The 25,106-nt window shown below is 59.0% G+C and carries 19 protein-coding genes; all 19 read left to right on the forward strand.

What is annotated here, in order from left to right:
• Positions 1-59: 59 nt before the first annotated feature.
• The 19 genes from RYH70_RS10055 to gspK all read left to right on the forward strand — a co-directional run bounded on the left by RYH70_RS10055 (position 60) and on the right by gspK (position 25,105).
• Positions 60-3,074, forward strand: coding sequence for a type VI secretion system Vgr family protein (locus RYH70_RS10055; protein WP_317010139.1), 3,015 nt, complete (start codon positions 60-62; stop codon positions 3,072-3,074).
• Positions 3,071-4,714, forward strand: a complete 1,644-nt coding sequence (locus RYH70_RS10060) for a hypothetical protein (RefSeq protein WP_080530937.1) — start codon at positions 3,071-3,073, stop codon at positions 4,712-4,714. Before RYH70_RS10055 ends, RYH70_RS10060 begins: the two co-directional genes overlap by 4 nt.
• Positions 4,714-5,469 carry a hypothetical protein gene (locus RYH70_RS10065; RefSeq protein WP_022995912.1) on the forward strand — a complete coding sequence of 252 codons (756 nt, stop codon included), beginning with the start codon at positions 4,714-4,716 and terminating at the stop codon, positions 5,467-5,469. The genes RYH70_RS10060 and RYH70_RS10065 overlap by 1 nt, the downstream gene beginning before the upstream one ends.
• A 167-nt stretch (positions 5,470-5,636) precedes the next feature.
• Positions 5,637-6,458, forward strand: coding sequence for a DUF4123 domain-containing protein (locus RYH70_RS10070; protein WP_233925863.1), 822 nt, complete (start codon positions 5,637-5,639; stop codon positions 6,456-6,458).
• Entirely contained in the window at positions 6,455-9,928 is a 3,474-nt protein-coding gene (locus RYH70_RS10075; protein WP_317010140.1) for a T6SS effector BTH_I2691 family protein, read from the forward strand. The genes RYH70_RS10070 and RYH70_RS10075 overlap by 4 nt, the downstream gene beginning before the upstream one ends.
• A gap of 8 nt (positions 9,929-9,936) precedes the next feature.
• Positions 9,937-10,818: a DUF6708 domain-containing protein gene (locus tag RYH70_RS10080; protein ID WP_317010141.1), complete on the forward strand. Its 882-nt coding sequence runs from the start codon at positions 9,937-9,939 to the stop codon at positions 10,816-10,818.
• Positions 10,819-10,848: 30 nt separating this feature from the next.
• Positions 10,849-11,766 carry a DUF6708 domain-containing protein gene (locus RYH70_RS10085; protein ID WP_317010142.1) on the forward strand — a complete coding sequence of 306 codons (918 nt, stop codon included), beginning with the start codon at positions 10,849-10,851 and terminating at the stop codon, positions 11,764-11,766.
• Between the two features lie 208 nt (positions 11,767-11,974).
• Positions 11,975-15,643, forward strand: coding sequence for a response regulator (locus RYH70_RS10090; protein WP_022995916.1), 3,669 nt, complete (start codon positions 11,975-11,977; stop codon positions 15,641-15,643).
• Positions 15,644-15,666: 23 nt separating this feature from the next.
• The gene (locus tag RYH70_RS10095) at positions 15,667-16,521 is read left to right on the forward strand and encodes a CheR family methyltransferase (protein ID WP_026949325.1); all 855 of its coding nucleotides are present in this window, start codon (positions 15,667-15,669) and stop codon (positions 16,519-16,521) included.
• A gap of 13 nt (positions 16,522-16,534) precedes the next feature.
• Positions 16,535-17,026, forward strand: coding sequence for a response regulator (locus RYH70_RS10100; protein ID WP_022995918.1), 492 nt, complete (start codon positions 16,535-16,537; stop codon positions 17,024-17,026).
• Between the two features lie 87 nt (positions 17,027-17,113).
• The gene (locus RYH70_RS10105; protein ID WP_022995919.1) at positions 17,114-17,689 is read left to right on the forward strand and encodes a chemotaxis protein CheB; all 576 of its coding nucleotides are present in this window, start codon (positions 17,114-17,116) and stop codon (positions 17,687-17,689) included.
• A 1-nt stretch (position 17,690) separates the two neighbouring features.
• The gene (locus RYH70_RS10110; RefSeq protein WP_167374840.1) at positions 17,691-18,824 is read left to right on the forward strand and encodes a response regulator; all 1,134 of its coding nucleotides are present in this window, start codon (positions 17,691-17,693) and stop codon (positions 18,822-18,824) included.
• A gap of 50 nt (positions 18,825-18,874) precedes the next feature.
• Positions 18,875-20,356, forward strand: a complete 1,482-nt coding sequence (gspE, locus tag RYH70_RS10115) for a type II secretion system ATPase GspE (RefSeq protein WP_080531886.1) — start codon at positions 18,875-18,877, stop codon at positions 20,354-20,356.
• Positions 20,357-20,523: 167 nt separating this feature from the next.
• A complete protein-coding gene (gene gspF, locus RYH70_RS10120; protein ID WP_022995922.1) occupies positions 20,524-21,744 on the forward strand; it encodes a type II secretion system inner membrane protein GspF in 1,221 nt (406 codons plus the stop codon).
• Positions 21,745-21,789: 45 nt separating this feature from the next.
• Complete coding sequence (gene gspG / locus RYH70_RS10125) at positions 21,790-22,221, forward strand: type II secretion system major pseudopilin GspG (protein ID WP_014994558.1); 432 nt, start codon at positions 21,790-21,792, stop codon at positions 22,219-22,221.
• Positions 22,222-22,252: 31 nt separating this feature from the next.
• Positions 22,253-22,972 carry a prepilin-type N-terminal cleavage/methylation domain-containing protein gene (locus RYH70_RS10130; protein ID WP_063139580.1) on the forward strand — a complete coding sequence of 240 codons (720 nt, stop codon included), beginning with the start codon at positions 22,253-22,255 and terminating at the stop codon, positions 22,970-22,972.
• Positions 22,969-23,400, forward strand: coding sequence for a type II secretion system minor pseudopilin GspI (gspI, locus tag RYH70_RS10135; protein ID WP_022995924.1), 432 nt, complete (start codon positions 22,969-22,971; stop codon positions 23,398-23,400). Before RYH70_RS10130 ends, gspI begins: the two co-directional genes overlap by 4 nt.
• A complete protein-coding gene (gene gspJ, locus RYH70_RS10140) occupies positions 23,400-24,023 on the forward strand; it encodes a type II secretion system minor pseudopilin GspJ (protein ID WP_116028091.1) in 624 nt (207 codons plus the stop codon). The genes gspI and gspJ overlap by 1 nt, the downstream gene beginning before the upstream one ends.
• A complete protein-coding gene (gene gspK, locus RYH70_RS10145) occupies positions 24,014-25,105 on the forward strand; it encodes a type II secretion system minor pseudopilin GspK (RefSeq protein ID WP_026949321.1) in 1,092 nt (363 codons plus the stop codon). Before gspJ ends, gspK begins: the two co-directional genes overlap by 10 nt.
• Position 25,106: the final 1 nt, after the last annotated feature.

Below are 25,106 nucleotides of genomic sequence, written 5' to 3' on the forward strand. Positions count from 1 at the left end.
CTGATAGCGCTGCCTTACGCGGAGTGAAGCAACGGGAAAATCGATCAGGGACCGCTGACATGGATGTGATTGCCAGTCTGATGAGTGCGTTGTCCGCGCCGGGGCAGGGAGCCCGTTTATTGCAGCTCCACACTCCGCTGGGACCGGACGTTCTGGTACCGGAGAATTGCCACGGTATCGAGGCGGTTTCCGGCGCCGGTGTCGACGCCGGCGCCGGCTTTCGTTTTGATATTACGGCACTGTCGGTGGATGCCCGCCTGCAAGCGGACGACTTGCTCGGGCAGCCGGTTCTACTCACCTTGCTTACCGCGGACTCACGGACGGATCGCCGCCCTTTCCATGGCCATGTCACCCATTTCGAGTATCTGGAGAGCAACGGCGGACTGGCCCGATATGCGTTGGTGATCGAGCCGTGGACAGTGTTCCTGCAACAGTGGGTGGACAGCCATGTCTATCAGGACATGACTGTCATGGAAGCCCTCGACACCTTGTTCGGGCGACTGGCGGCCCGTGGCGGCGTGGTCGCGCCTCGCTGGCGATGGGACTTGGCGGACAACGCGCTTTACCTCCGGCACAGCCTCGCCGCGCAACTGGAGGAAGATGGTCTGGCGTTCATGATCCGGATCCTGTCGGAGCAGGGGCTGTTTTTCTGGTTCGAGCATCAGGGGAATATGCAGGGTGAGGAAGAAGGTCAGAGCACGCCCAAGGAGGCCGGCGAATTCCAGGTGCCGGGCAGCCATACACTGGTGATCACCGATTATAACAGCGCTTTCTCGGATCTAGGCGGGATCCGTTATCACCGCAGTGATGTCACCGAGCAGGAAGACGCCATCCAGCAATGGCGGCCGGGACGCTGCGCCCATGCCGCTGGCGTCCGCCGGGCCACCTGGGATTACCGATCGCTGAAAACCCTATCCTCGCAACAAAGCAGCGCGGATATGGCCTGGTCACGGGCGGAGGATGACGACAGCCCCACGGCCTATGCCTGGCACAATCAGGCGGAAACTGAATGGCGCGGCCGTCGGCACATTGAAGTTCTGGAAGCGGCTGGGAAACGGGTGGAAGGAAATGGAACCTGGCGGCGGTTGCGTCCCGGCGGGCAATTCCAGCTTCACCAGCACCCCGGATACGCAGAGGATGCCACCTTTCTCTGCCTGGCGGCGACACACCATGCCCGCAACAATTTAAGCTCGGATCTGATGGCGCAAGCCGATCAGCGGTTCGAGATGCCACGGCCTGGCTTTCCTGATGCGCCAGAGCCTCTCGGTGACGACGCCTTACCGTCTCTGGATAGCGCCCCAGAGTCTGATTTTTATCGCAACGGTTTCGTTGCTCTACAAGTGGATACGCCGTTTCGTCCCATGGATACCACGTCACGCCATGGGCAGTCCCGGATCCGTGGCCGGGGCCTGCACAGTGCGGTGGTAACCGCGGACAATACACCGGTGCACACCGACCGTGATCATCGCATCAAGGTGCAATACCCCTGGCAACGGGGCGAAGGCGCCAGTAGTGGGGAATCCCACCCTGAAAGCGGCATCGACAACGCTCCGGCCAGCGCGGGCGCCTGGACCTGGGTGCGCACGCTGACGCCATGGGCTGGCGAGGATTGGGGCGGTGTCGCCGTGCCCCGAACCGGGCAGGAAAGTCTCACCCTGTTTTTGGAAGGCCAGCCGGAAAGGCCCGTTGCCATCGGTACCGTTTTCAACGGTCAGGGCAACGACGAAGCCCAGCATAATCAGGTGGGTGGCGGTCACGCCCGGGCCACCGGTAATGCCGCCCCCTGGTTCAATGGCAACGATCATAAAGCGGTCTACACCGGCCTGAAGAGCCAGGCACTCTCCGCCAGCCAGCAAGGTAACAGCGGCCACCAATGGATACTGATGGACAGTAGCGAGGGGCAGTCCCGTGCCGAAGCCGGCAGCACCCAACATCAGAGCCGTTTGAGCCTGGGCCACCTGAAAGGCGGGAAAGACAACCTGCGGCAAGGAGAAAGAGGTTTTGGCGCCGACTTGAGCACCGTATCCAGCGGCGCCCTTCGGGCTGGACAAGGTGTCCTGCTCAGCACGGAGGCGGGGCAATGGCAAATGAGCACCGATGGCGCCCAGGCGCGGCTGCAGGGTAATGCGGACCTGCTGAAAACCCTCAATGACGCCGCACGCAACCAGAACGCCGGGCAGACAGGCGAAGCCGACGAATTGCCTTCCCAGCAATCATTGCGCCACGTATTAACCACGCTGAAAGACACCCGTTCCGGCTCTGGAGGGGAGCAGGGCGGTGCCGGCTCACCGCCCGGCTGGTCCCGTCCGCTGATCGTCGCCACCAGCCCGGATGGGCTGGCCAGCATTACCCAGCAGGCACAGACCTGGGTAGCGGGTACCACCACCACGCTGGTCAGCGGCGCGGACATCAACTGGATGAGCAAGAACCGCACGGTAATGACCGTGAGCGGCGGGCTGAGCCTCTACAACAACGGCGCCGCTCCGGCCAGCGGCAAACCCAACCAGGAAAGCGGAATTCAACTGCACGCCGCCCAAGGCAAAGTCAGCGCCCGGGCCCCGAAACAGCCCGTGACCCTCGCCGCCGCCCAGGACGTCGCCCTGGCCAGCACCAACAGCCAGGCCATCCTGGCCGCCCCCAACCAGCCCCTCCTGCTCGCCTCAGGCGGCGCCTATCTTAAACTCGATGGCGGCAACATCGAGCTGGGTGCTCCGGGAGGGGTGCATCTGCAAGCAGCGATGAAGCAGTTTGTTGGGCCGGCAAGCGCTTCGGCGCAGGCCGCGCCCTTGAGTGCGGGCAATTTAAAAGCTTGCCCGGAAGGCGATGCGCAGGCGGCGGCCGGCGGTGCGGCGTTTCTCATGGAATCTTCTTCCGCCGGGATTACAGAGTTCGATGAAGCCTTCGTTCTACGCTCCAAAAAGACGGGACAGCCCCTGGCGAACCGAGCCTATCGTGTTATCCGCGCGGATGGTTCGGTAGAGGAGGGGATAACCGATGAGAACGGTTCAACCCATATCGTGGTCACCGGTGACTCTGAAGATCTGCAGATTGAAGTTGGGGGAAGGCAGGCATGACAACCTTTTCGCTCTTGGGAGGTTCCCAAACTTCGCCTATCGAAAACCGGGAACGCAAGATCATCGAAGTGGATGATCCCGAGCTGAATGTTTGCCTCTACGTAATGGACGCCGGCACCAAGCAGGACGCGTTACCCTACGTGGCTTATTCCCCGGTTGATCCCTCCTCCTCGCCCGGGGAAAACGCCGCACTGTGCTTGCGGGCATTGGAGCCGGAAGAGAGTGCGACCATCGAATTCGACCTACTGGGAGAGGACCGATCACCTGAACTGGACGAGTCCATGGACCGTGCGGAAATCCATTGGCGGGTCGTGGATACGGACGATGACGGCATCATCGGTGAGGGCGACTTCGCCGCAGGTTTGGCGTCATTGGATCTGTCCTTGAAACAAGGAGGCGAAGTGTCTCCGGAACGAATATTTGAGGTGCAGATCGGCCCCGCGGGCGCGGAACCCTTTGAAGTTGTACAGAGTGCGCAAGTGCACTTGTTGCGGGACCGGTTATCCTGGTGGTTCGAACCGTGCTCAATTGATTTCGGGTGGCGTCCGTCACAACCGGAGATGCGCAAGGATACAGGAGAGTACCGGCACCCTCAGAGAACTGCCTATACCCGCGAAGCATTGCAGTCCATCTATGCGTTCCTTGCCATGGAAGACAAAGGAATATTCCCGAAAGGCTCCTGGTTGAAACCTTCAGTGACCTGCTTCGGGGAATTCAATGAGAAGCTCAAAGAAGCACACGGTGCTGATCTCATGGACCTCAACACTGTCGAGCGCCTTGATTTGACCAGTGTCGTTTCTTTGAATTCTCAGAATGAGAGAATTAATGCTCTCGGATACACGCTGACGAAACAAAGCGCTTACCACAACCTGGACCCCAATCCCGCATTTAAAGTGAGGGCTAAGAGAGAAAGGGTGAACTGGGTCATGGAGGCGGTGGAGAACATCGGTGATACGAGACTGCCTCTGGCGGTGCTGTTGGCCAAATGGCAGACGGAAGGGTCACTGAAGGTCAATGGGAGTGACAGTATTGTCGAGCAATACAGCAGCGAATGGCTTCGCGACCCTGAAAGCGGCTTCGATCCCAAAGGCGGTTGGAGTTCGTCGACGGGAGCAAAGCTGTATTACGCCTACGCAACAGCGTGGTCGGGGCTGGGTGCGGATTTTTTGACTACGCATATAAAAGGGGAAAACGACAATCGTTTGATTCTCAACGATTTCGATAACTCCTATCAGCACTTTATTTCCCAGGCCGACCGGTTTGGGGGGCGTGGGTTTGGTGCATCGATACTGGGTGATCTCGATGTCACCTTAGCGGAGAAGTCCTGGGGTAGCTATTATATGGTGACCGGGAACGCCGCTTTTTTCACCAAAATGCTGGAGATGGCGGGCAGATTCTTTCTGTCTGAGTGGAAAGAGTATGGTGCCGATATCACCTATATGGCTTACAACGTCGGCGGATCGACATACGGCAAGGTGCTCAATGCTTACAACTCGGGAAAATACCTTGAGCGAACCCGGCTGAGCTTCGTTGACTGGGTGATGCACTATGAAATTCGAGACAATGAATGGAAGAAGCCTAGGCGAAACGCTCTGCGATTTCATTTCTACCGCAAGGTATTTGAAGGGGAGAACATCTGATGGCTTCGCTGATAAGGTCGAATCCGTTCGTCGCCACCGCAGGCCTGTTGATATTCTCGCTTTCCAGCCCGGCACATAGCCAATGTCCTCTCCTTGGAGAGGCCCGCCAGTTTGAGCCGACCCTCTCAGCGCCCCCGTGGGAAGAGCCGGTAGCAAAAGCGGATTTACCTTGGTTCAAAGCGCATGCCTCTGAAACCCGAATTATCAGCGGCACCTCCGAAACCGGCGGCAAGGAAGTCACCATTGAGTATCAAGGCGGGCACTTGCTGCTTGATGAAGGCCCTCCCTCCTATCAGGTCCAGGTTCAATCCATTGCGGGGCCTTTGCTATTCAGCCGGGACTCTGATGGTCGCAGCCGGGTCCGAATTCGCAATGTGGAGCGGCTGGTCAGTCACGACGATGGCTCCTTGTCACTGGATCGCCTGGCCGAAGTGAGCACACCGGAATGGTCGGAGTGTGGATTTGTCCTTGATGGCAACGAGAACCCGACGGAACGAGTTGGCATCATACTGCCGGACCTCCACCTTCTGACGGATGGGGATCGCTCTCAATACAGCCTGCTTATCCGGGAGAAGGAGGCAGCAACTCGTCTGCCCGTTCCTTTTGAGCAATGGAGAAACGTGCCGGTGCAGCAGTTGGAAGAGCACGCCATTGTGTTCATGGCTCCGGAGAACCTGGATAGAAGCAGGGTGCGGGTGGTTTGGCTCCACCTGGACAGCAAGGGAACAATTGAGTCGCGGGCAAGCGGACAATGAGAAGGGCAGGGAGCCCGGCCCAGCCGGGAAGACGAAATCATGACGGAGTAGCTTCGTTATTGACGCGGGCGGCCCAATCGAGTGCCGGCGCCTATCTACTGGTTGACCCCTTTCTGGCCACGTGGCGCCAGGCCCGGGATCGTTTGCGGATTCCGGTTTCAAACGACGTGACCGTGGTAAAAGTTGGCTATGCGGGGATTACTGACGACCACTGTCCCCATCTGATCCGATGGAAAAGCACGGATGATACTTGGTTGCGGCACTCGATGATGCTCGCCGATGAAGAGCAAGCCGATGGCGGCCAGGAATCCGTAAAGGGATTGATGATATCCGGTTGGCTTTTTTCCGATGAGGCACCCGCCACCATCGCCCACCATCTTGCCCGGATTTCCACGCTGCGCCATCCGAAAGCGGGCCGGTGTTATCTGCGGTGGGCGGATCGACGGGTGTTGGAGTGGATGTGGCCCAGTTTTTCCTCCTGTCAGCGTCGCCGATTGCTGGGCCCGATCAACGCCTGGTACACCCTGAACCGCCGGGGAGGCCTGATTGAGTATCAGACGCCCAAAGAGGAACGAGAACCTGAAGAACACTTTTTGCCCCCTTTGACGATGGAACAATGGAGGAGGGCGGAGCAGGGGCAATTGGTGCAGACGTTGTTGAGGGGCTGGGCCGGCGGTAACACCGAAGCCTTGCCTGAGGACTATTTGCTCCAAGCCGGCAATGCTATCCAAGGTGCCCTGACATTGGACCTGAGCCGCCAACGGGACGTTCTGTTGCTCGCGGGATACACTCTGCAAGTACACCCTCGGCTGGCGGAACATCCCAGTGTCATCGAAGTGGTACAGCGGTCCCGCAAAACGGGCGTCCCTCTGCAGGCAGCCCTGCAGGAAATTGAGGACCCTTCCGGTTGGGAACGTATCCGCAAGGAACTTAGTGAACACGCTCCCAGGCAGGGAGCAGCGATTGACAGAAGGGAATCTGCAACATGACCACATCCCCCTCCGCTTTAGGCACGTACACTCAAAAAGCCATTGCCATAGCCGCGGGAAGCGGTGAAAGCGAGGCTCAGGGCTGCCCTTCCTGCGTCAAGGCGGGGCTTCCCGTGTTGCTGACAAGGCCCGGCCTGGCCGACAAGCAATATGCTCTGCAAAAGCGCCGAGCGGTGGCGCCTCTTCTACCTGGGGTGGCGGACCCTGCCTTGCGTCATGCTGGCTATGTGATGCGTACATTGCGCAAGGGCTACCTGTTTGCCTACTACGAGGAACCCCATACTCCGCAGATCACGCAGCAGCAAGGCTGGCAGGCCTTTCGGGTGGATGATGGTGGTTTCATGTCGCCCCATGCCATTGACGATTTGCCGTTGGATGGCCAGGAACAGGACACGACTTTCAGTTGCGAGCGGGTGGCCGGTTACGCATCGGCCATGCTGTTCGTCATCCCGGATGCCAAGAACACCGGCAGGGTCTGGGTCGGTTTCAGTGATCACCCATGGAGTGAGAAGGTTCGCGAAAGCTATGCCGGGAGCGAGTCCCTGCGTCAGGAAAGAATGGTATGCATTAACGCCCGGGAGGCCAGCTGCGAGCGAGCTGTGCCGCTTACCACCACCAATCTTGAATCCACGGTGGCGGATTATGACCCGGAGCGTCCCTTCGAAGCGTTGCGCGGCTCCCCCTTTCCTCCCTTGGTGCCGTCCGGCGGCTTCCTCGGTATCGGAAGAACACTGCCGTTCCTGGAGTCCATCCAGTTACCCGTGCGGGAAGAACGGGCGTCTGACGTCCTCGAACAAGCCGGAGTGATCCTTGGCCGGGATGGCAATCAGTTCAGCCCCGCCGACGTAAAAATTGTCAGTCTGCCGGATCCAGTGGGCGTCACGTTCGAGGCGGCCCAGCGCCGGATCACACTGTGCAACACCGCGGCGGAATGGGTAAATCAGCAGGCCAACGGCGATACCGGAAAAGCGCACTGGATGCTGACCTCGGCAATGAGCGTCGAGGGGCTGCTCATTGAGCTGGACCGCTCTGCGGAGAGTCGGAAGGCGGGCTTCAATACCCAATATCCGGAATTCAATGCGCAGAGGGAAGGCCGCGGCCCTGGCATAAGAATGACCCATGAGGAATTCCGGCGGAAGCAAGAATCCGGCGAGCTTCCTCCAGAAGCCACGTTCGACCTGGTGGTGCCTTACACGGGCATGTCCAGCCAGGAACTGGAGGATTACCGGAACAACATCAGCACGGTACGCCTCCCCACCAACAGCAGCATCGACCGTGAAACGGAAAGGCTCAAAAAGAATGTGCTCGACAAGCTGGAACCCGGGAATGGGGGGCTGCTCAAGTACAAGGAATTTCTCACCGCTTTCAACGACAAGGTGAAGGAGGACCAGCTCAGATTGGCGGAGCTGGAAGCCGACTATTTCGCCTGGCTGGATTGCACCGCCCGGAAGCAGGTGACTGCGAATGACTTCGACGAGGAATGCATCGTCGATGGCGTCTTTTATTGCGATTGCGTCAGCAAACTGACCTTTGCCGGGCACCTTACTGATAATGGCCTGGAATGGTACAAGAACTTTCTTACCGACGATCCGGAGGACAAGGAAAATCTGTTATTGAGGGCGTTGCTGGGCAACCAGAAAAGCGCCTTTGAGGAGTGGGTGGCGAAGAAAAAAGGCCCCTATGGACAGCTCAAGTCCATCATCGGCGAAGTGGAAAAGGCGCTAAAAGATGACCCGGAGGCGCTCGGCCCGCAAAGCCGGACCATTGCCCGATGGTTGCCGCACTTGAAAATTGGACTCACCGCCATGGTCAGCCCGGTGTTGACGGTCACCGGTGCCGTGGCCACGGGCTTAGCCAAACGGGATGAAATCACCGCCGCCTTCCGCGAGCAGTTGCGTAACCTGTCCGGAGTAATAGCCGCACGCAGCAGCGGCAACCAACTGCCAGCGCTGCTGAAAGTACAGATGTCATTGAGCGATGCCACGCGATTCTGGAATCGGCAGATGGGCACCCTGCAAGGCGCCATGCGCACCTTTGCGGGCCAGGTGCGAGGCGAGAAAGTGCAAAGCTTGGTGCTGGGTGGCGCCATCGCCCTGGAGGCCCGTGGTGCCAGCGCAATGAGCGATGCTCTGGTGGATGTGTATCTGTGGGCCAGTGATGTGCCAGATGCTATCGGCGACGCCCTGGAGGGTGCCACAGACCTGCCATCTCGGGCTGCGGCAGGGGCCAGCGTAGGCGCGGCTGCCATGGCCCGGGCTGGCAACTTCATCCTGCGGCCAGCGGCGGCCAACCTGAACCAAGCTTGGCAGGGGGCCGCCCGGCTGGTGACCCGAACCCAGCTCGACCGTTTGGCCCGTAATAGCGTGACCCTGGCCAGCAATGGCGGTGCCCTGCTGGCAGTGGGTTCTGGTGTGTTCTCCTCTCTGGCCCTGCTCGATGCCTGGGACAAATTCAAACATGGTAATGCGGAGGAACGGCAGCAGGCTGGCACCAGCTTGCTGACTTCGGGATTGGGGCTTTCCGGTGCCTTTCTTGCTCTTGGAGTGGAGATGGCTGAGCAAGCCGCTAAGTCGGCCCTGAAGGAAAGCCTGAAAAAGGGGGCGGGGATAGTGGGGGCTGCGGCGGCATTAATTGATGGTGCGCAGACAATTTTTAGAGCAATTTCCGTATCCGAAAGAGGGGATGCAGATGCAGCATTTGCAATGCGTATCCAGGGCTCCCTTCTTCTAGGAGCTGGGTTTGCTGGCGCAGCCGCTGCTTTTGGGTTCGGTAAAGTAGCAATTCTGGGACTTTCCGTAACTGGATGGGGATTGATTCTAGTCGCACTAGGTATTATAGCGGGCTTTATCGCTGTGGCCTTACAGGATACCCCCACAGAGGAATGGGCAGGCCGCAGCCTATGGGGAAAAGCCTCAGATAAATGGGGAAGTTTTGACCGGGAACAAGGGGAGTTGAACGCTCTGATGCTGGGCGTTCGGGTGGATTTCGATTTTCGAAGCCGCTTCACCAACATGAGTAACTACGGCCGCTCCCTGGCTCATCAGGTCAACCCACTCAATATGGTTCGCGATGCGGGCAAACTGATTCGCGGTGAACGGCCCGGCCCACAGATGATGCGCGAGGCCTGGGCCCGCATCGTCACCCCGAAGGCGCTGGAGAGTCATATATGCTGGGTGGTGCGAATCATTGCCCGCCGTAAGGATGGTAAGGACGCGCTGGTGGCAAACTACAGCCATCGTACCGGTGATGTCGTCTTGGTGGCGGCCCGGCGGGACACCTTCGAGAACGACATGGAGAGTGTAAACCCAGATCAGGATGACAGTAAGCGGGAAGACGATTTCTGGACCGTGGAGCTTTCCGCCCAGTTGGACATTGAGGTCTACGAGGAGGCATGGGCCGAGGTGTTGATCTACGGGGACCCAACGGCTTCAGAAGCTCCATTGGTCAATCATACACTGAGAGAGGAATAGCTGATTCCATGCCGGTAGACGATAAAGAACATGGCATTCTGATTCCGGAATGGCGAAAAAAAGAGCCGGAATTGACGTTTACGGAAGCTCAACGTAAGCGGAATATCTATGCGCGCAAGGCCCCGCTGAGGGTAATGCCCAATGATAAGAAACAATCTGTTCACTTGAAACCAGCCAGCTACAGAACGATTTTGCGGGTCCTACCTGAAGCGATTGAGGTGGGAACCTCTATGGGGGAGGGGACAGCGAAATATCTGGGTCTATTTGGCGTTGCAGGTGTTTTAATTGGACTCTTCATTATTTTCTATGAGCCTCTCATAGGAGCAGCAGATTGGACACACATTCTTTTCTCGATTATTGGATTTGCTTTTTTTCTATTGGGGGCGCTGTTTATTCGCCGGGCGTTTTTCAGCCCCTCCGATCATCCGACCTTATTCAATCGCAAGACCAGGCAGGTGTATGTTATCCCATTGAAGCCTCTTAATTTCCTGAAGTTCTGGGAAAAAGGTGAGCCCGGCCAGTTGAAGAGCTACTCCTGGGACAAGGTTGCCGCCCGCACCTACCGTCGGCTGGATGTGCCAGGTGGCACGGTAGCGCGCACCGAAACGGCCATGGAACTGCTCTGCATGACGGATGAGAACCCGAAGGTGGTGGATGAGATGGTCAGCCTGGGCATGACCGGCACCTGGAGTGACAATAATCAGGTGGCGCTGTGGGAACACATCCGCCGTTACATGGAGGAGGGCGGTCCGCCACTGCAGCCAGGTGATCAGTTGCGTAAGGTCAACCACGACAAACTACCGGAATTTCCGCCTGAAGTGGTCGAGGCCGCCGGCGGGCCGGCGTTAACGGAAGAGGAGCTGGCACAGTGGACACGGCCACAAGAGTAGCGTTTGTCGTCATCGGGGAGCAGGCCAACCATGCCCGTGGACGATAAGGAACGTGGCATTCTGATTCCAGAATGGCGGAAAGAGGAGCCGGAGCTGGAATTTACCGAAGCTCAGCGTAAACGGAATATCTATGCACGCAAGGCCCCGCTGAGGGTAATGCCCAATGACAAGAAACAATCCCTCCACTTGAAACCGGTCAGCTATAGAACGGTATTGCGGGTCCGACCTGAGGCGATTGAGGTGGGAATTTCTATGGGGGAAGGGGTCGCGAAGTATTTAGGAATAGGAGGAGGGGGGGGCATTGCTGCTGGACTTTTTTCTCTCTATGCTATTGTTCCTATGCTTTCTGTGAGCATCTATCTTTTTTTGTTTTTTCTGATTTTCCCTATTCTGTTTACCCTCCTTGGCATTGTCTTTATTCGCCGAGCCTTTTTTAGCCCCTCCGACCATCCCGCTTTATTCAACCGAAAAACCCGGCAAGTTCATGTGATTCCCGTGAAACCATTGAATTTCCTGAAGTTCTGGGAAAAGGGGAAGCCAGGTAAGATGAAAACCTACTCCTGGGATAATGTTACCGTACGAACCTACCGCCGGCTGGATGTGCCCGGTGGGACCGTGGCCCGCACCGAAACGGCCATGGAACTGCTCTGCATGACGGATGAGAACCCGAAGGTGGTGGATGAGATGGTCAGCCTGGGCATGACCGGCACCTGGAGTGACAATAATCAGGTGGCGCTGTGGGAACACATCCGCCGTTACATGGAGGAGGGCGGTCCGCCGCTGCAACCGGGTGAACGATTGCGAAAGGTCAACTACGACAAACTGCCAGAATTCCCGCCAGAAGTGGTTGAGGCCGCTGGTGGTCCGGCGTTGACGGAAGAAGAGTTGGCACAGTGGACACGGCCAATAGTAGCGTCAGTCGTCGTAGAGAGACAGCCGAATTATTGACTCGGCTTGATATCCGAGGGGATTTCCTGGTCAAGTCTCCAAAAGAGCGCAATGTGCGCCATCTCACATTTTCTTGCCCTTCCCATCACGGAACTCCGCTTAGGGTTTGGCCCTTTCGTCCTTTCTGTTAGCCTACGAATTTAGTCTTATTCCCGTTTTGGGGGGGAATACAACAAAAGCGCCTGTAGGCACGCATGGGGACGCGTTAATGAGGTGGTTTCAGAATCTGTCCGTCCGGCTGAAGATTCTCGCCGTGGCGGTTTTGGGGATTGTGCTTTTTCTCGCTTACTTTTTGTACAGTTATTATATCGCCGCGACCAATATCGACCACTTGAGCCGCATCGAGAACCATGATTTCCCGGTGCTGGAGCTGGTGAACGCCAACAATCTCGAGTTCGTGGGGATCGCCGACGCCTACAGTACGGCCATCGCCCAGATCGACGAGCGGCCGCTGGATGAGGCCAGGGTGCGCTCGGACCAGTTTCTGGAACGGCTTGGCGATATCGATCGGCTGGATCCGGCGTTGACGGACGATGTGGACAGAATCCGCATGTCCTTCATCGATTATCTGAATGAAGCGAATGGTCTCGCTCAGGCGCTGATCGAAGACCCCATGACCCTGGTGAACAGCTACGCCTGGCTGGATCGGGTGGAGTTGCTGGAGCGCCAGCTCAAGCAGGTGCAGGACGAGTTCCAGGCGAAGCGCTACGAGGCTTTCCGGGATACGCTGCTGCGCAGCCGTGAGGATAACCGCAGCACGCAGATGATCGGTCTGGCGCTGGGTGTGATGGCCTTTACCCTGCTGGGTTGGATCGCTCTGAGGGTGACACGCTCCATCACACGGCCATTGGAGGATGCGGTGGGTGCCGCGGACAGTATCGCCAATGGCAACTGGGACACCGCCATCCAGAGCGAAAGCCGGGATGAGACCGGTCACTTGATCCGTGCCATCCGCAAGATGCGGGACACCATAAAGCACCGCATCGAGGACGAAAAGCGTCAGGAACAGATCAAAACCCGGCTCTCCCAACTGGGGGATCTGATGCGTGGCGACATGGCCATCGACAAGCTCGGCAGCAATCTGCTGGGCTATGTAATTCCCACTTTAAACGCTCAGATCGGTGCCTTTTATACCTTCGATGTGGAGCGCGAGCGCCTGTACATGCGGGCGGCCTATGCCATGCAGCGCCGCAAGCATCTGGCCAATGATTTTGCTTTGGGTGAGTCACTGGTGGGGCAATGCGGGCTCGAAGGCAAGCCGATCATTCTTGAGGAGGTTCCCGAGGATTACATCCTGGTGTCCTCGGGCACCGGTAACGCGGTGCCCCGTAATCTGATGGTGATTCCCATCTTCCATGAGGAAGAACTCAAGGGGGTGCTTGAGATCGGCTCGTTCCGGCGCTTCGGAGAGGATGACCTGACTTTCCTCGAACAGGGAGTGGAACTGATCGGGGTGGCGCTGCATAGCGCGCAGAGCCGGCTGCGTTTGGGGGAAATGCTGACCCGTACCCAGGAGCAGGCCAAGGAATTGAGCCTGCAGAAGGAGGAGATGGCCCGGGCCAACCAGGATCTGGAACGCCAGGCTTCCGAGCTGGCGGCGTCCGAATCGCGCCTGCAGCAGCAGCAGGAAGAGCTCAAGGCCATCAACGAGGAGCTGGAGTCGCAAACCCAGGCATTACGGGCGTCGGAGGAGTCGCTGCAGGCGCAGCAAGAAGAACTGCGGGTGACCAATGAGGAACTGGAAGCCCAGGCGCGCATGCTCAGTGAGCAAAAGGGGGAGATGTCGCGCAAGAATACCGAGTTGGAGACACTCCATGAGGAGCTGGAGGACAAGGTCAAGGAGTTGGAGCTGTCGTCCAAGTACAAGTCCGAGTTTCTCTCCACCATGTCCCACGAGTTGCGTACACCGCTGAACTCGATTCTGATTCTGTCCAACGCCCTGGGGCAGAACAAGAAAGGCAATCTGGACGAGAAGCAGGTGGAGCACGCCCAGGTGATTCATTCCGCCGGCTCGGATCTGCTGTCTCTGATCAACGACATCCTCGATATCTCCAAGATCGAGGAAGGCAAGATGGACGTGGTCATCGATGAGATCACGCCTCAGGACGTCTCTGATTACTTCCAGCGTCATTTCACCCATGTGGCTGAAAACAAGGGTGTGGGCTTCAATGTGGTGATTGAGGAGGGCGTGCCGTTGCATTTTTATACCGACAAGCAGCGGCTGGAACAGATCGTCAAGAATTTGCTCTCCAATGCTCTCAAATTCACTGACGAGGGCAGCGTGACATTGACCATTGCCCGGCCGGCCGAGGATGAGCGCATTCCCGGGAGGGTCCTGGAACGCGACAGCACCTTGTGCTTTGCCGTCACCGATACCGGTGTGGGTATTGCCGAGGATAAGCAGAAGCTGATCTTCGAAGCCTTCCAGCAGGCCGATGGCACCACCAGCCGCAAGTATGGCGGCACCGGACTGGGGCTGACCATTTCCAGGGAACTGGCCCGTCTGCTGGGCGGGGAAATCGGCCTGCGCAGTGATGGTCTGGGGCAGGGCGCGACGTTCACGCTGTACTTGCCGGAAGGCGAGGCGCTGGGAGCCGAGGCCGCATTGGAGGAGAGCATGGACGTGGGCGCCAACGCCGAAGCGCACACTGCTCCCACCGCGCCCCTCGCCGTGGAGCCGTCAGCGGAAGAGTATGTGGTCCGTGAGAAGACCGTGCTGGTGGTGGAGGACGATCGTGAGTTCGCCAATGTGCTGGTGGATTTGGCCGCGGACTACGGGCTGGAGAGCCATATCTGTGTTGACGGCGAAAGCGGTCTGGAATACGCCAGCCGTTATCGTCCCAGTGCCATCATTCTGGACATCGGCCTGCCGGGTATCGACGGCTGGGAGGTGATGGAACGTCTCAAGGCGGATCCGCGTACCCAGGATATTCCTGTGCATTTCCTGTCCGGCAAGGATGAGCGTAAGAAAGCGTTGGACTTGGGCGCCATCGACTTCCTTACCAAGCCGGTCAGCCAGGAGCAGATGCTGTCCGCGTTCGGCACCATCGAGCAGGCCATCGAAAAGAATGTCCGCCGCTTGTTAGTGGTTGAAGACAGCGAGGCTCAGCACGCCAGCATCCGCGAGCTGTTCGACCAGAAGGGTGTTGAGATTACCGCGGTGACCAGCGGTGAGGAGGCTTTGTCGGCATTGGGAGAACGGGTCTATGACTGCATGATTCTGGATCTGACCCTGCCGGATATGACCGGCTTCGAATTGCTGGAGCGTCTGCACGAAGGCGACGAGAACGAGGCCCTGCCGGTGGTGATCTACACTGGCAAGGATCTGACCCGGGAAGAGGAGGCCAAGCTGCGCAAGTACGCGGACCGCATCATCCTCAAGACGGAGCGTTCCCACGAGCGGCTGCTTAATGAGGCCTCGCTGTTCCTGCACTGGCTGGAATCCACTCTGCCCAGCCATCGGCGCGGCAATCCGGAACTGATCGAGCACCGCGATGACATTTTCGAAGGCAAGCGGCTGCTGTTGGTGGACGACGATATGCGCAACATCTACGCACTGTCCGCCCAATTGGAGGAACTGGGCTTCGATATCGAGATCGCCAATAACGGCCGTGAAGCCATTGAAGCCCTGGAGGCATCCCCACAAACGGATATCGTGCTGATGGACATCATGATGCCGGAAATGGACGGCTATCAGGCGATGGGGCACATCCGGCAGCAGCCTCGGTTCGCCACGCTGCCGATCCTGGCTCTCACCGCCAAGGCGATGAAGGATGACCGGTCCAAATGTCTGGAGGCGGGTGCCAATGACTACTGCTCCAAACCCATCGACATGAGCAAGCTGACCTCGCTGATGCGGGTCTGGCTGCACCGCTAGGAGGCTCTCTCGTGCAGCAGTCCATGGACGTGATCGACGACGATCAGATTCAAATCGAGGATATCGAGATCCGCTTGCTGCTGGAGGCGATCTACCAGCTCTATGGCTATGATTTTCGCGCCTACAGCCGGGCCTCCATGCGCCGCCGGGTGATGCATCGCCTGACCATGTCCGGCTTCCCTTCGGTCATGCAAATGACCGAACGGGTGCTGCGGGATCGTCAGTTTTTCGTCACGCTGCTCAATGATCTGACCGTCAACGTGACGGAAATGTACCGGGATCCAGAGTTTTATCGCGCCTTCCGCGAGGAGGTAATCCCGGTATTGAAGACCTTTCCGTTCATCAAGATTTGGCACGCCGGCTGCTCCACCGGTGAGGAAATTTATTCCATGGCCATTCTGCTGGAGGAAGAGGGGCTGTACGACCGGGCCATGTTGTACGCCACCGACATTGACAAGAATGTACTGGTGGCGGCTAAGAAAGGGATCTATCCCATCGATGCCTTCAAGCAGTATACCGAGAACTACCGCCGGGCCGGTGGCCGCAAATCGCTGTCGGAGTACGCCACGGCGCGTTACGACAGCGTGATCATGGAGCAACGGCTAAAGCGCAATATCGTTTTTGCCGATCATGATCTGGCCACGGACCAGGTGTTCGGCGAGATGCACGTGATCTTGTGCCGGAATGTACTGATCTACTTTGACCGGCCGTTACAGGAACGGGTGATCCGCCTGTTCGACGACAGCCTGGATCTGGGTGGTTTCCTTTGCCTGGGGACCAAGGAAAGCCTGCGTTTCAGTGGGAACGAAGACGCTTTCGATGTAATCAACAAGTCACTGCGCATCTTCCGTAAGCGACAGATCCCACATAACGCCTAAACCGAGAAGAACGATGATCGAGCAGAAGCTGCTTTTGGTCGATGACCAACCCGCCAATCTGGTGTCTCTGGAAGCCATTCTGGAGGAGGAAGGACGCGTGTTGCTCAAGGCCGAGTCCGGTCAGGCCGCCTTGAGAATCATGCTCAGGGAGGACATTTCGCTGGTGCTGCTGGATGTGCAGATGCCGGGCATGGACGGTTTCGAAGTGGCGGAACTGATGCGTCAGCGCAAGGATACCCAGACCATTCCGATTATTTTCGTGACGGCTATCTCCAAAGAGAAAAAGTATGTGTTCAAGGGTTATCAGGCCGGCGCCGTGGATTACCTGTTCAAACCTCTGGATCCATTGATTCTGAAAAGCAAAGTCAACTTCTTCCTGGAGCTGGACCGGCAACGCCGGGACCTGCTTGCCAAGCTGAAGGAAGCCCAGGCCCACCGCGCCGCCTATGAGGCGGAGAAGGCCCGTATGCAACGGGAACGGGGAGGCGGCTCCGGTACGGCCTGAAGACGATAGGGCGGGGAGCAGGAGCGAAAGGGAGCGGATGGCAATGACACAACACCGGCAAGCCAGTAGGCGCGCCGGCCGGGCGCCATGCGCAGGGCGGTGAAAGCGGTGGTAATGGGGGCGTCCTGGGGGGGATTGAACGCCTTCTCCACGATTCTCGCCGCTTTACCGGCGCGGTTTCCGGCCGCGGTGCTGCTGGTCCAGCATCAGCATGCCAGCGCCGACAACCGGTTGGCGTGGTTGTTGTCCCGCTATAGCGCCTTGCCGGTGCGGGCTCCGGAGGACAAAGAGGAGATTCTGCCCGGTCACGTATATGTGGCGCCGCCGGGGTACCACATGCTGGTCAATGAGGACGACACCGTGGCACTTTCCACCTACCGGCCGGTGCATTTTTCCCGGCCGTCCATTGATGAGCTGTTCTTCTCCGCGGGTCATGCCTATGGCGCGGCACTGGTCGGCGTATTGTTGACCGGCGCCAACGACGACGGTTCCGACGGTCTCGACTATATCCGTCGACGCGGCGGCCATACTCTGGTGCAGTCACCGCAAAGCAGCGAGGCGCCGGTGATGCCCGAAGCGGCGATAATAAAAGGCGCGGCGCGAGAGGTGCTCGATCTGGAACGGATCGGGCCGTACCTGGCGGACTATTTGGTTGGGTTGTGACATGAAAAAACAGAATATTCTCGTTGTGGACGACCGTCAGGAGAACCTGGTCGCCATGGAAGCGGTGCTGGAGGGGGAGGACCGTAATCTGATCATGGCGAAATCCGGTGATGAAGCCCTGGCGCGGGCGCTCAAGTATGATCTTGCCCTGATTCTGCTCGACGTGCAGATGCCGGACATGGATGGCTTCGAGGTGGCCACGCTGTTACGGCAGAACCGCCGTACCCGGCACATTCCGATCATTTTCGTCACCGCCATTTCCAAGGATCAGAGCTACGTCTTCAAGGGTTATCAGCACGGCGCGGTGGACTACCTGTTCAAACCGGTGGATGAACAGATTCTGGAAGCCAAGGTCAATGTCTTCCTGGAGCTGGACCGTCAGCGCTGGCGCTTACGGCAGGCGGTGGTGCAGATGAAGCGGCTCAAGGACGAGAACGAGCGCTTGCTGCAGGCGCTGGGGGATGCAGTCCTCGGCACCGACGCGGATGGCGTGGTCAGCTTCTGCAACGCGTCCGCCTGTGCATTACTGGACCGCGAACGGGATTCGCTGCTGAGCCGGCCGATTACGCAAGTCCTGCCTATCGTTGCAGGTGACGACAGCAACGCAAGCTGGCAGGATAGCCCCATATTCGCCCGTTGCTCGCAAGGGGAAGCCTGGGAAGGCGATTTGACCCTGGAAAGCGGCAGCGAGGAAGCGCCTCAATACCTGCGGGTTCATGCCAATCCGGTGTGTCGTCAGGACGATCCGTTCACCGGGACGGTCTTCGTGCTGCGGCCGCGCCATGGCGAGGAACCGATGCGCGGACCGGAACGCCGCAAGCATCCCCGTAAACAGATGTTTCGGGAATTGGTGGTGTTTGATCGTGGCACCGGTGGTAATGTGGGCAGGCTGACCAATCTGAGCCTGGGCGGGTTCCGGCTGGCCATGCGCCGTGATGCGGCGCCTGGCGAGCACTGGGAACTGGGTATGGTGCTTCCGGATCGAATCGGAGACGTGAACACCATGAGCTTCGATGCCCGGGTGGTGTGGAGTGAGCAGGGAACCGGTCCTTCGGAATATCACGGGGGGTTCCAGTTCCTGGATCTCTCGGAGGCGAATCGGGAGATTGTGGAGACGTTAATGAACAGGTATTGACCATGAGCGAAGCAGTCCTGGAAGGCACCGAAGAACGGCAATCGGCCGATATGGAAGAAGTGCAGGATGGCCCCTTGCTGTTGCCCTATGGTTTCGCGCGCCGCTTCGGCGTGCTGCTGAGGGAGAAAGAAGGGCGCCAGGAGTTATGCTGCCGCCGTGGCGTGAATCTGTCCGCGCTGTCCGAGGTGCAACGCTGGCTGGGCGCATTGCCGCCAGTGGTGACATTGGACGAGGGCGCTTTCAATACCGCCATGGCGCTGACCTATGAGCAGCAGCGTGGTGCCGCGGCGGAAGCCGCCGACAACCTGGAAGGCCTGGACCTGGCCAGCCTGGCGGATTCTCTGCCGGAAACCTCCGATCTGCTGGAGCAGGAAGACGATGCTCCGATCATTCGCCTGATCAATGCCCTGTTTCAGGAAGCGATCCGCGAGAACGCTTCCGATATCCATATCGAAACCTTTGAACGTCGCCTGGTGGTGCGCATGCGCGTGGACGGTGTGCTGCGCGAAGTGCTGACGCCGAAACGGGAACTTGCGCCGCTGCTGGTCTCCCGGATCAAGGTCATGGCGCGTATGGACATCGCCGAGAAACGGGTTCCCCAGGACGGCCGTATTTCCCTGCGGCTCGGCGGCCGCGATGTGGACGTGCGGGTATCGACCATGCCCTCCAGCAACGGTGAACGGGTGGTGCTGCGTCTGCTGGATAAACAGGCGGGGCGGCTGCAAGTCTCCCATCTGGGCATGGGCAAAGAGTGCGATTCGCGCATGCGCGAGTTGATCCATAAACCCCACGGCATCATTCTGGTTACCGGCCCCACCGGCTCCGGTAAAACCACCACTCTGTACGCTTCCCTGACCGAACTGAACGAATCCACCCGTAATATCCTGACCGTGGAAGACCCGATCGAATATCAGCTCGAGGGAATCGGCCAAACCCAGGTCAATTCCAAGGTGGACATGACCTTCGCCCGTGGTTTGCGGGCGATTCTCCGTCAGGACCCGGACGTGGTGATGGTGGGGGAGATTCGCGACCTGGAAACCGCCGAAATCGCGGTACAGGCGTCACTGACCGGGCACCTGGTGCTGTCCACCTTGCACACCAACACCGCGGTGGGCGCGGTGACCCGTTTGCAGGACATGGGCATCGAACCCTTCCTGCTCTCCAGTTCCCTGCTTGGAGCCCTGGCGCAACGGCTGGTGAGAGTGCTTTGCGATGACTGCAAGGAAGGCCATGAGCCCACCGAAAGCGAGCGCCAGTTAATGGGGCTGGCCCCGGACCAGGAAGCCACTTTGTATCGTCCGGTGGGCTGTGAAAAGTGTAATCATCAAGGCTACCGCGGGCGTACCGGCATTTATGAGCTGGTGATTATTGATGAGCCCATGCGTCAGCTGATTCATGACCGTGCCGGTGAGCTGAAACTGGCCCGCCATGCCCGCACGCTGACGCCGAGTATCCGTGATGACGGCTGGCGCAAGGTGCTGGCCGGAGAAACCACCATCGAGGAAGTGCTGCGAGTCACTCGGGAAGACTGATTCGCCGCTTTCAATAAGACGCCGGAAAGGCGCATGGAGAAATGTCGTGAAGTATGGAATTCGAGCAATCGGAGATGGCCGGCAAGCGTCTGTCATTCAACGGTCATGGTTTACGGTGACAGTGCCCCCACTTTGCGCCTCTGGGCAAGCAGTAACAGGCCGCCATCATGCCCGCGTTTGAATACCGTTCCCTGGATCACCGGGGCAAAGTCAAAAAAGGCACCGCCGAGGCCGACAGCGCCCGCCAGGTCCGCCAACAGCTGCGGGACAAAGGCTGGGTGCCGCTGGAAGTGGTGGAAACCCGCGACCGGGGCGGGCAGGGCGGACTGCGCCTCTCCGGCGGCTCCAACAAACTCAAGGGTGGCGAGCAGGCGCTGGTGACGCGCCAGCTGGCGACACTGCTCAAATCCGGTTTGCCGGTGGAGCAGGCACTCTCCGCGGTGGCCAAGCAGGCCGCCAACCCGCGTGTCGAACGGATCATGATGGCGGTTCGCGCCAAGGTTCTCGAGGGCTTCAGTCTGGCCCGCGCCCTGGCGGAGTTCCCCCGTGCCTTTCCGGAAATGTATCGGGCCACGGTGGCGGCCGGTGAACAGAGCGGCCATCTGGAGCAGGTGCTCGAGCAACTGGCCGATTACCTGGAAACCCGCCATGACACCGGTCGTTCGGTATCGCAGGCGATGATTTACCCGGCCTTTATCATGGTCTTCTCCATGGTGCTGATCGCCTTCCTGATGACTTTCGTGGTGCCGAAAATGGTGGCGGTATTTGAAAACCGCGATCAGAAACTGCCCGCTATCACGGAAGTGGTGATCTGGCTCAGTGACTTTTCCCGCGACTGGGGCTGGTTGGTGGTGCTGGTTCTGATCGGCGCCATCGCGTTGTTTGCCCGGGCCCTGCGTGAACCCGGGTTTCGCCTGCGCGTGCATCGGCGTTTGGTCAATATCCCCCTGGTGGGTACCATGTTGCGCGCCTCGGACAGCGCCCGTCTGGCCAGCACCCTGGGCATTCTCGGGCGCTCCGGCGTACCTTTGGTGGACGCTCTGTTCATTGCTGCCCAGGTGGTCGGCAACCTGGCTATCCGCGAGGCGGTCAAGAACGCGGCGGCACGGGTGCGCGAGGGCGGCAACCTAAGCCGCGCGCTGGACAAGAGTGGCTTTTTCCCGCCCATGCTGGTGCAGATGATCGCCAGTGGCGAGACCTCCGGCGAGCTGGATCATATGCTCACCCGGGCGGCGGATTACCAGGAACGGGAGCTCAATAGTACGGTCAGTACTCTTGTGGGGCTGCTGGGGCCGATCATGCTGCTGGTGATGGCGGGATTCGTGATTATGATTGTCCTGGCGGTGATGCTGCCGATCATGCAGATGAACAATTTCATGGCGGGATAACCCCCCTTTTTCTTAGGTGCTCGATAACGTAAAGAAGGTGAACAAATGAAAACCAAGCGACGGAACCAGCGCGGTTTTACCCTCCTGGAAATCATGGTGGTGGTGGCGATTCTCGGCCTGCTGGCGGCGATGATCGTGCCCAATGTGATCGGTCAGGGCGAACAGGCCAAGGTCGATATCGCCAAGACCAACATGTCCCGCATTGTCCAGCAGTTGGATATGTACAAGTTCAACAATGGCCGCTATCCGAGCACCGAGGAAGGTATCCGGGCTTTGGTGGAGCGCCCGGCGTCGGCGAAGAAATGGCCCGAGGGAGGCTACCTGCCGCAGATTCCCCAGGACCCCTGGGGTAATGACTATGTCTATCTGAGCCCGGGCGTGGATGGTCCTTTCGATCTTTACTCCCTGGGAGCGGACGGTGCTGAAGGCGGCACCGGTGTGGACGCGGACATCAGCTGGCGCGACAGCAGCAACTGACGCTGGCGACTGACGACCGGAAGGATCTGCCATGCGGATGCAGCGCGGTTTCACCCTGCTGGAAATTCTGGTGGTTATCGGCCTGATGGCGCTGCTGTCCTTGGCCGTGCTGGTGGTGCCGGTGTGGACCGATGACGGCCGTCAGTTGGACACTAATGTAGCCAAGCTCACAGACCAACTGGTACTGCTCAATGAGCAAAGCCTGTTTTCTGGCCGGCTGATGGCGATGCGTTTCACCGAGCGCGGCTGGACCCCGGTGGAATACGATGTGGGAGCGCGGGTATTCCGCCCGGCGGAGGGGAACGGCCTAAGCGCCGAGTCCTTGCCGGAAGGCATTGAGTTGCTGTGGGAAGTGGAGGAGTTGGAGCGCGATGAGGATGACCGGGTGACACCGGTGAACCTCGGTGACGTGGCCAAAAGGCTGGTGGACGACAGCAAGTTTTCCGGAGGCATAGGATTGCTGGACAAAGAGCAGTCGGAGAAAGATGAGCAGGCCCGCTCCGAGCCTTTGCCCCAGGTATTTTTCTTCCCCAGTGGTGAAACCACGCCGGTGTTGCTCACGCTCCGCTCTATCAATGAGCCGGACCTGGAAGTCCGCCGGCGTCTCACCGCTCTTGGCCAGATTCGCGATCCGGATGATGCGGAGGCCGTGCGCGAAGAGGAAGAGCGTAGTCAAACCATCCGCGAGATGCGCACCCGGACCAGCGAGGACCCCGGCAGTCTGTTCAACCTGAAGCGGGACGAGCAATGAAAAGGCAGAGCGGGTTCACCCTGGTGGAAGTGCTGCTGGCCCTGGCCGTTCTGTCCCTGGCGATGATCGCGCTCGGGCAGACCCTGGGCGCCAGCGCCGTGGCCTACCGCAATATTGACGACACCCGTCTGGCTTACATGGTGGCGGCGGACAAGCTGGTGGAGATGCAAACCTTCCAGCTTTGGCCGGAAAACGGGGAACAGGATGACCGGGTCAAATATGGCGAGCGCGAATGGTGGGTGCAAACCAAAATCAGCGATGGGCCGTATCCGGATACTCGCCGGGTGGATATCGATGTGGGGCCGTTGATCGACGATGAGGAAATGGGGTTGGCATACAGTCTCGCCAGTCTGATCGGCAAACCCGCCGCCGCCATGGGCGAGAACGGCAACGGCCCGAATAACAACCCGAACAACCCGGGGGGATAATGCGCCAGCGTGGCTTTACCTTGCTGGAAATGCTGGTGGTGATCGGCATCTTCGCCATGATGTACATAGTGGCGGTGGAGTTTCTCAGCAATGCGTTGGACAGCCGGGAGCAACTGGCCGAAGGCGCCACTGAGATGGAAAACAGCCAGCGCGCGGTGACCTATCTCACCCTTGACTTCGAGCAGCTTATCTCCCGCCCCATACGGGATGGCTATGGCGACTACCAGCCGGCCATGATCGGCACCGAGCAATACGTGGAATTCACTCGCCTGGGCTGGTCCAATCCCTTTCAACTGCGCCGCCGCAGTGAGATGCAGAGGGTCATCTATGTTTTCGAGAATGGCACTTTGTACCGTCGCTACTGGCCGGTGCTCGATACCACCGTGGCCACAGAATATCAGGAAGACGTTCTGATCGATAACGTCAAACGCTTCACCGTGCGCTACCTGGACCAGAACGATCAAGGGGAGTGGCAGTGGCTGGAATTCTGGCCCGAGCCGAATGTGGCGACCCAGCCGGTGTGGCTGCAACGGCTGCCACGCAGCGTCGAAATCAGCGTTGAACTGGACAATGGCGATGTTCTGCACCGCTTCTTCCGCACGGTGGTGAACCCATGGGCGTGACCGTGATGCGCCCGCGCCGCCAGCGTGGTATGGCCCTGATCATCGTTTTGATGCTGTTCGCCATCCTTGCCGCGGTGGCCACGGAGGTGATGTTCCGCCAGGACCGCTTCCGCACGCGCGCCGACAACCTGCTGCAATGGGACAAGCGCTATCAATACGCCATGGCGGTGGAAGTGGTGGCCACTCAGGGCCTGATCGACGATCTGGAAGACGACAAGCGTAATAACGCCATGGTGGACGATTGCGTGGAAGAGCAATGGGCGGTGGAATTGCCCGCCACGCCCTATGAAGACGCCATTCTCAGTGCCTCGGTGCAGGATTTGCAGGGCCGGTTCAACCTCAACTGGCTGGGTACCGCCAGTGGTCCCGGATTTGAACGTAATGAGGAAAACCGGGAGCGCCTGCGAAGACTGCTGGAACAGGTGCTGCCGGAGCCGAACAAGGCCTCCTTACTGTCCAATGAGATGGCGGACTGGATTGATACCAACAACATCGTCGACAACGTGGAAGGGGCGGAGGACACTGAGTATCGCTCCCGCCGCACGCCGAATATGGCGGTGGCTCACGAAACCGAATTGCGCGCGCTGCGCAGCTTCACCGTCGAGGATCTGTTTCCGGACATGATGATGTGGGGGCTGTTCACCGCGCTGCCATCGGGCTCCAAGCTGAATGTCAACACGGCACCGCAGCCGGTGCTGGACGCGGTGCTGGGGACCATGGCGGGCAACGATGCCGCCGAGGCGGTGATGGCGTTGCGCGAAGAAGGGCCGATCGTCAATGTCGATGACGTCATGGCCCTGGCCCCGTTTACGTCTCTGGATGACGAGCAAAAACAGAACCTGGCGGGCATGCTGACGGTGGGCAGCGAATATTTCCAGATCATGGTGGATGTGGAAGTGGACGGGCAGGTCAGCCGTCTGGTCAGCCGGCTACGCCGCTCCTCCCAGGGCGGGCCGGACGGCACTCGGGTGTTCAGCCGGCAGGTAACGCCTCTGTTGAGCCCCCTCGAACCGGCCTGCAATCCCTTCTACAATGCGGAAAATGAAAGCAATAATACCGTGGAACTGAATCCGAACGGCTGAG

This window comes from Alloalcanivorax xenomutans (assembly GCF_032810065.1).
GTDB classification, from domain to species: Bacteria; Pseudomonadota; Gammaproteobacteria; order Pseudomonadales; family Alcanivoracaceae; genus Alloalcanivorax; species Alloalcanivorax xenomutans.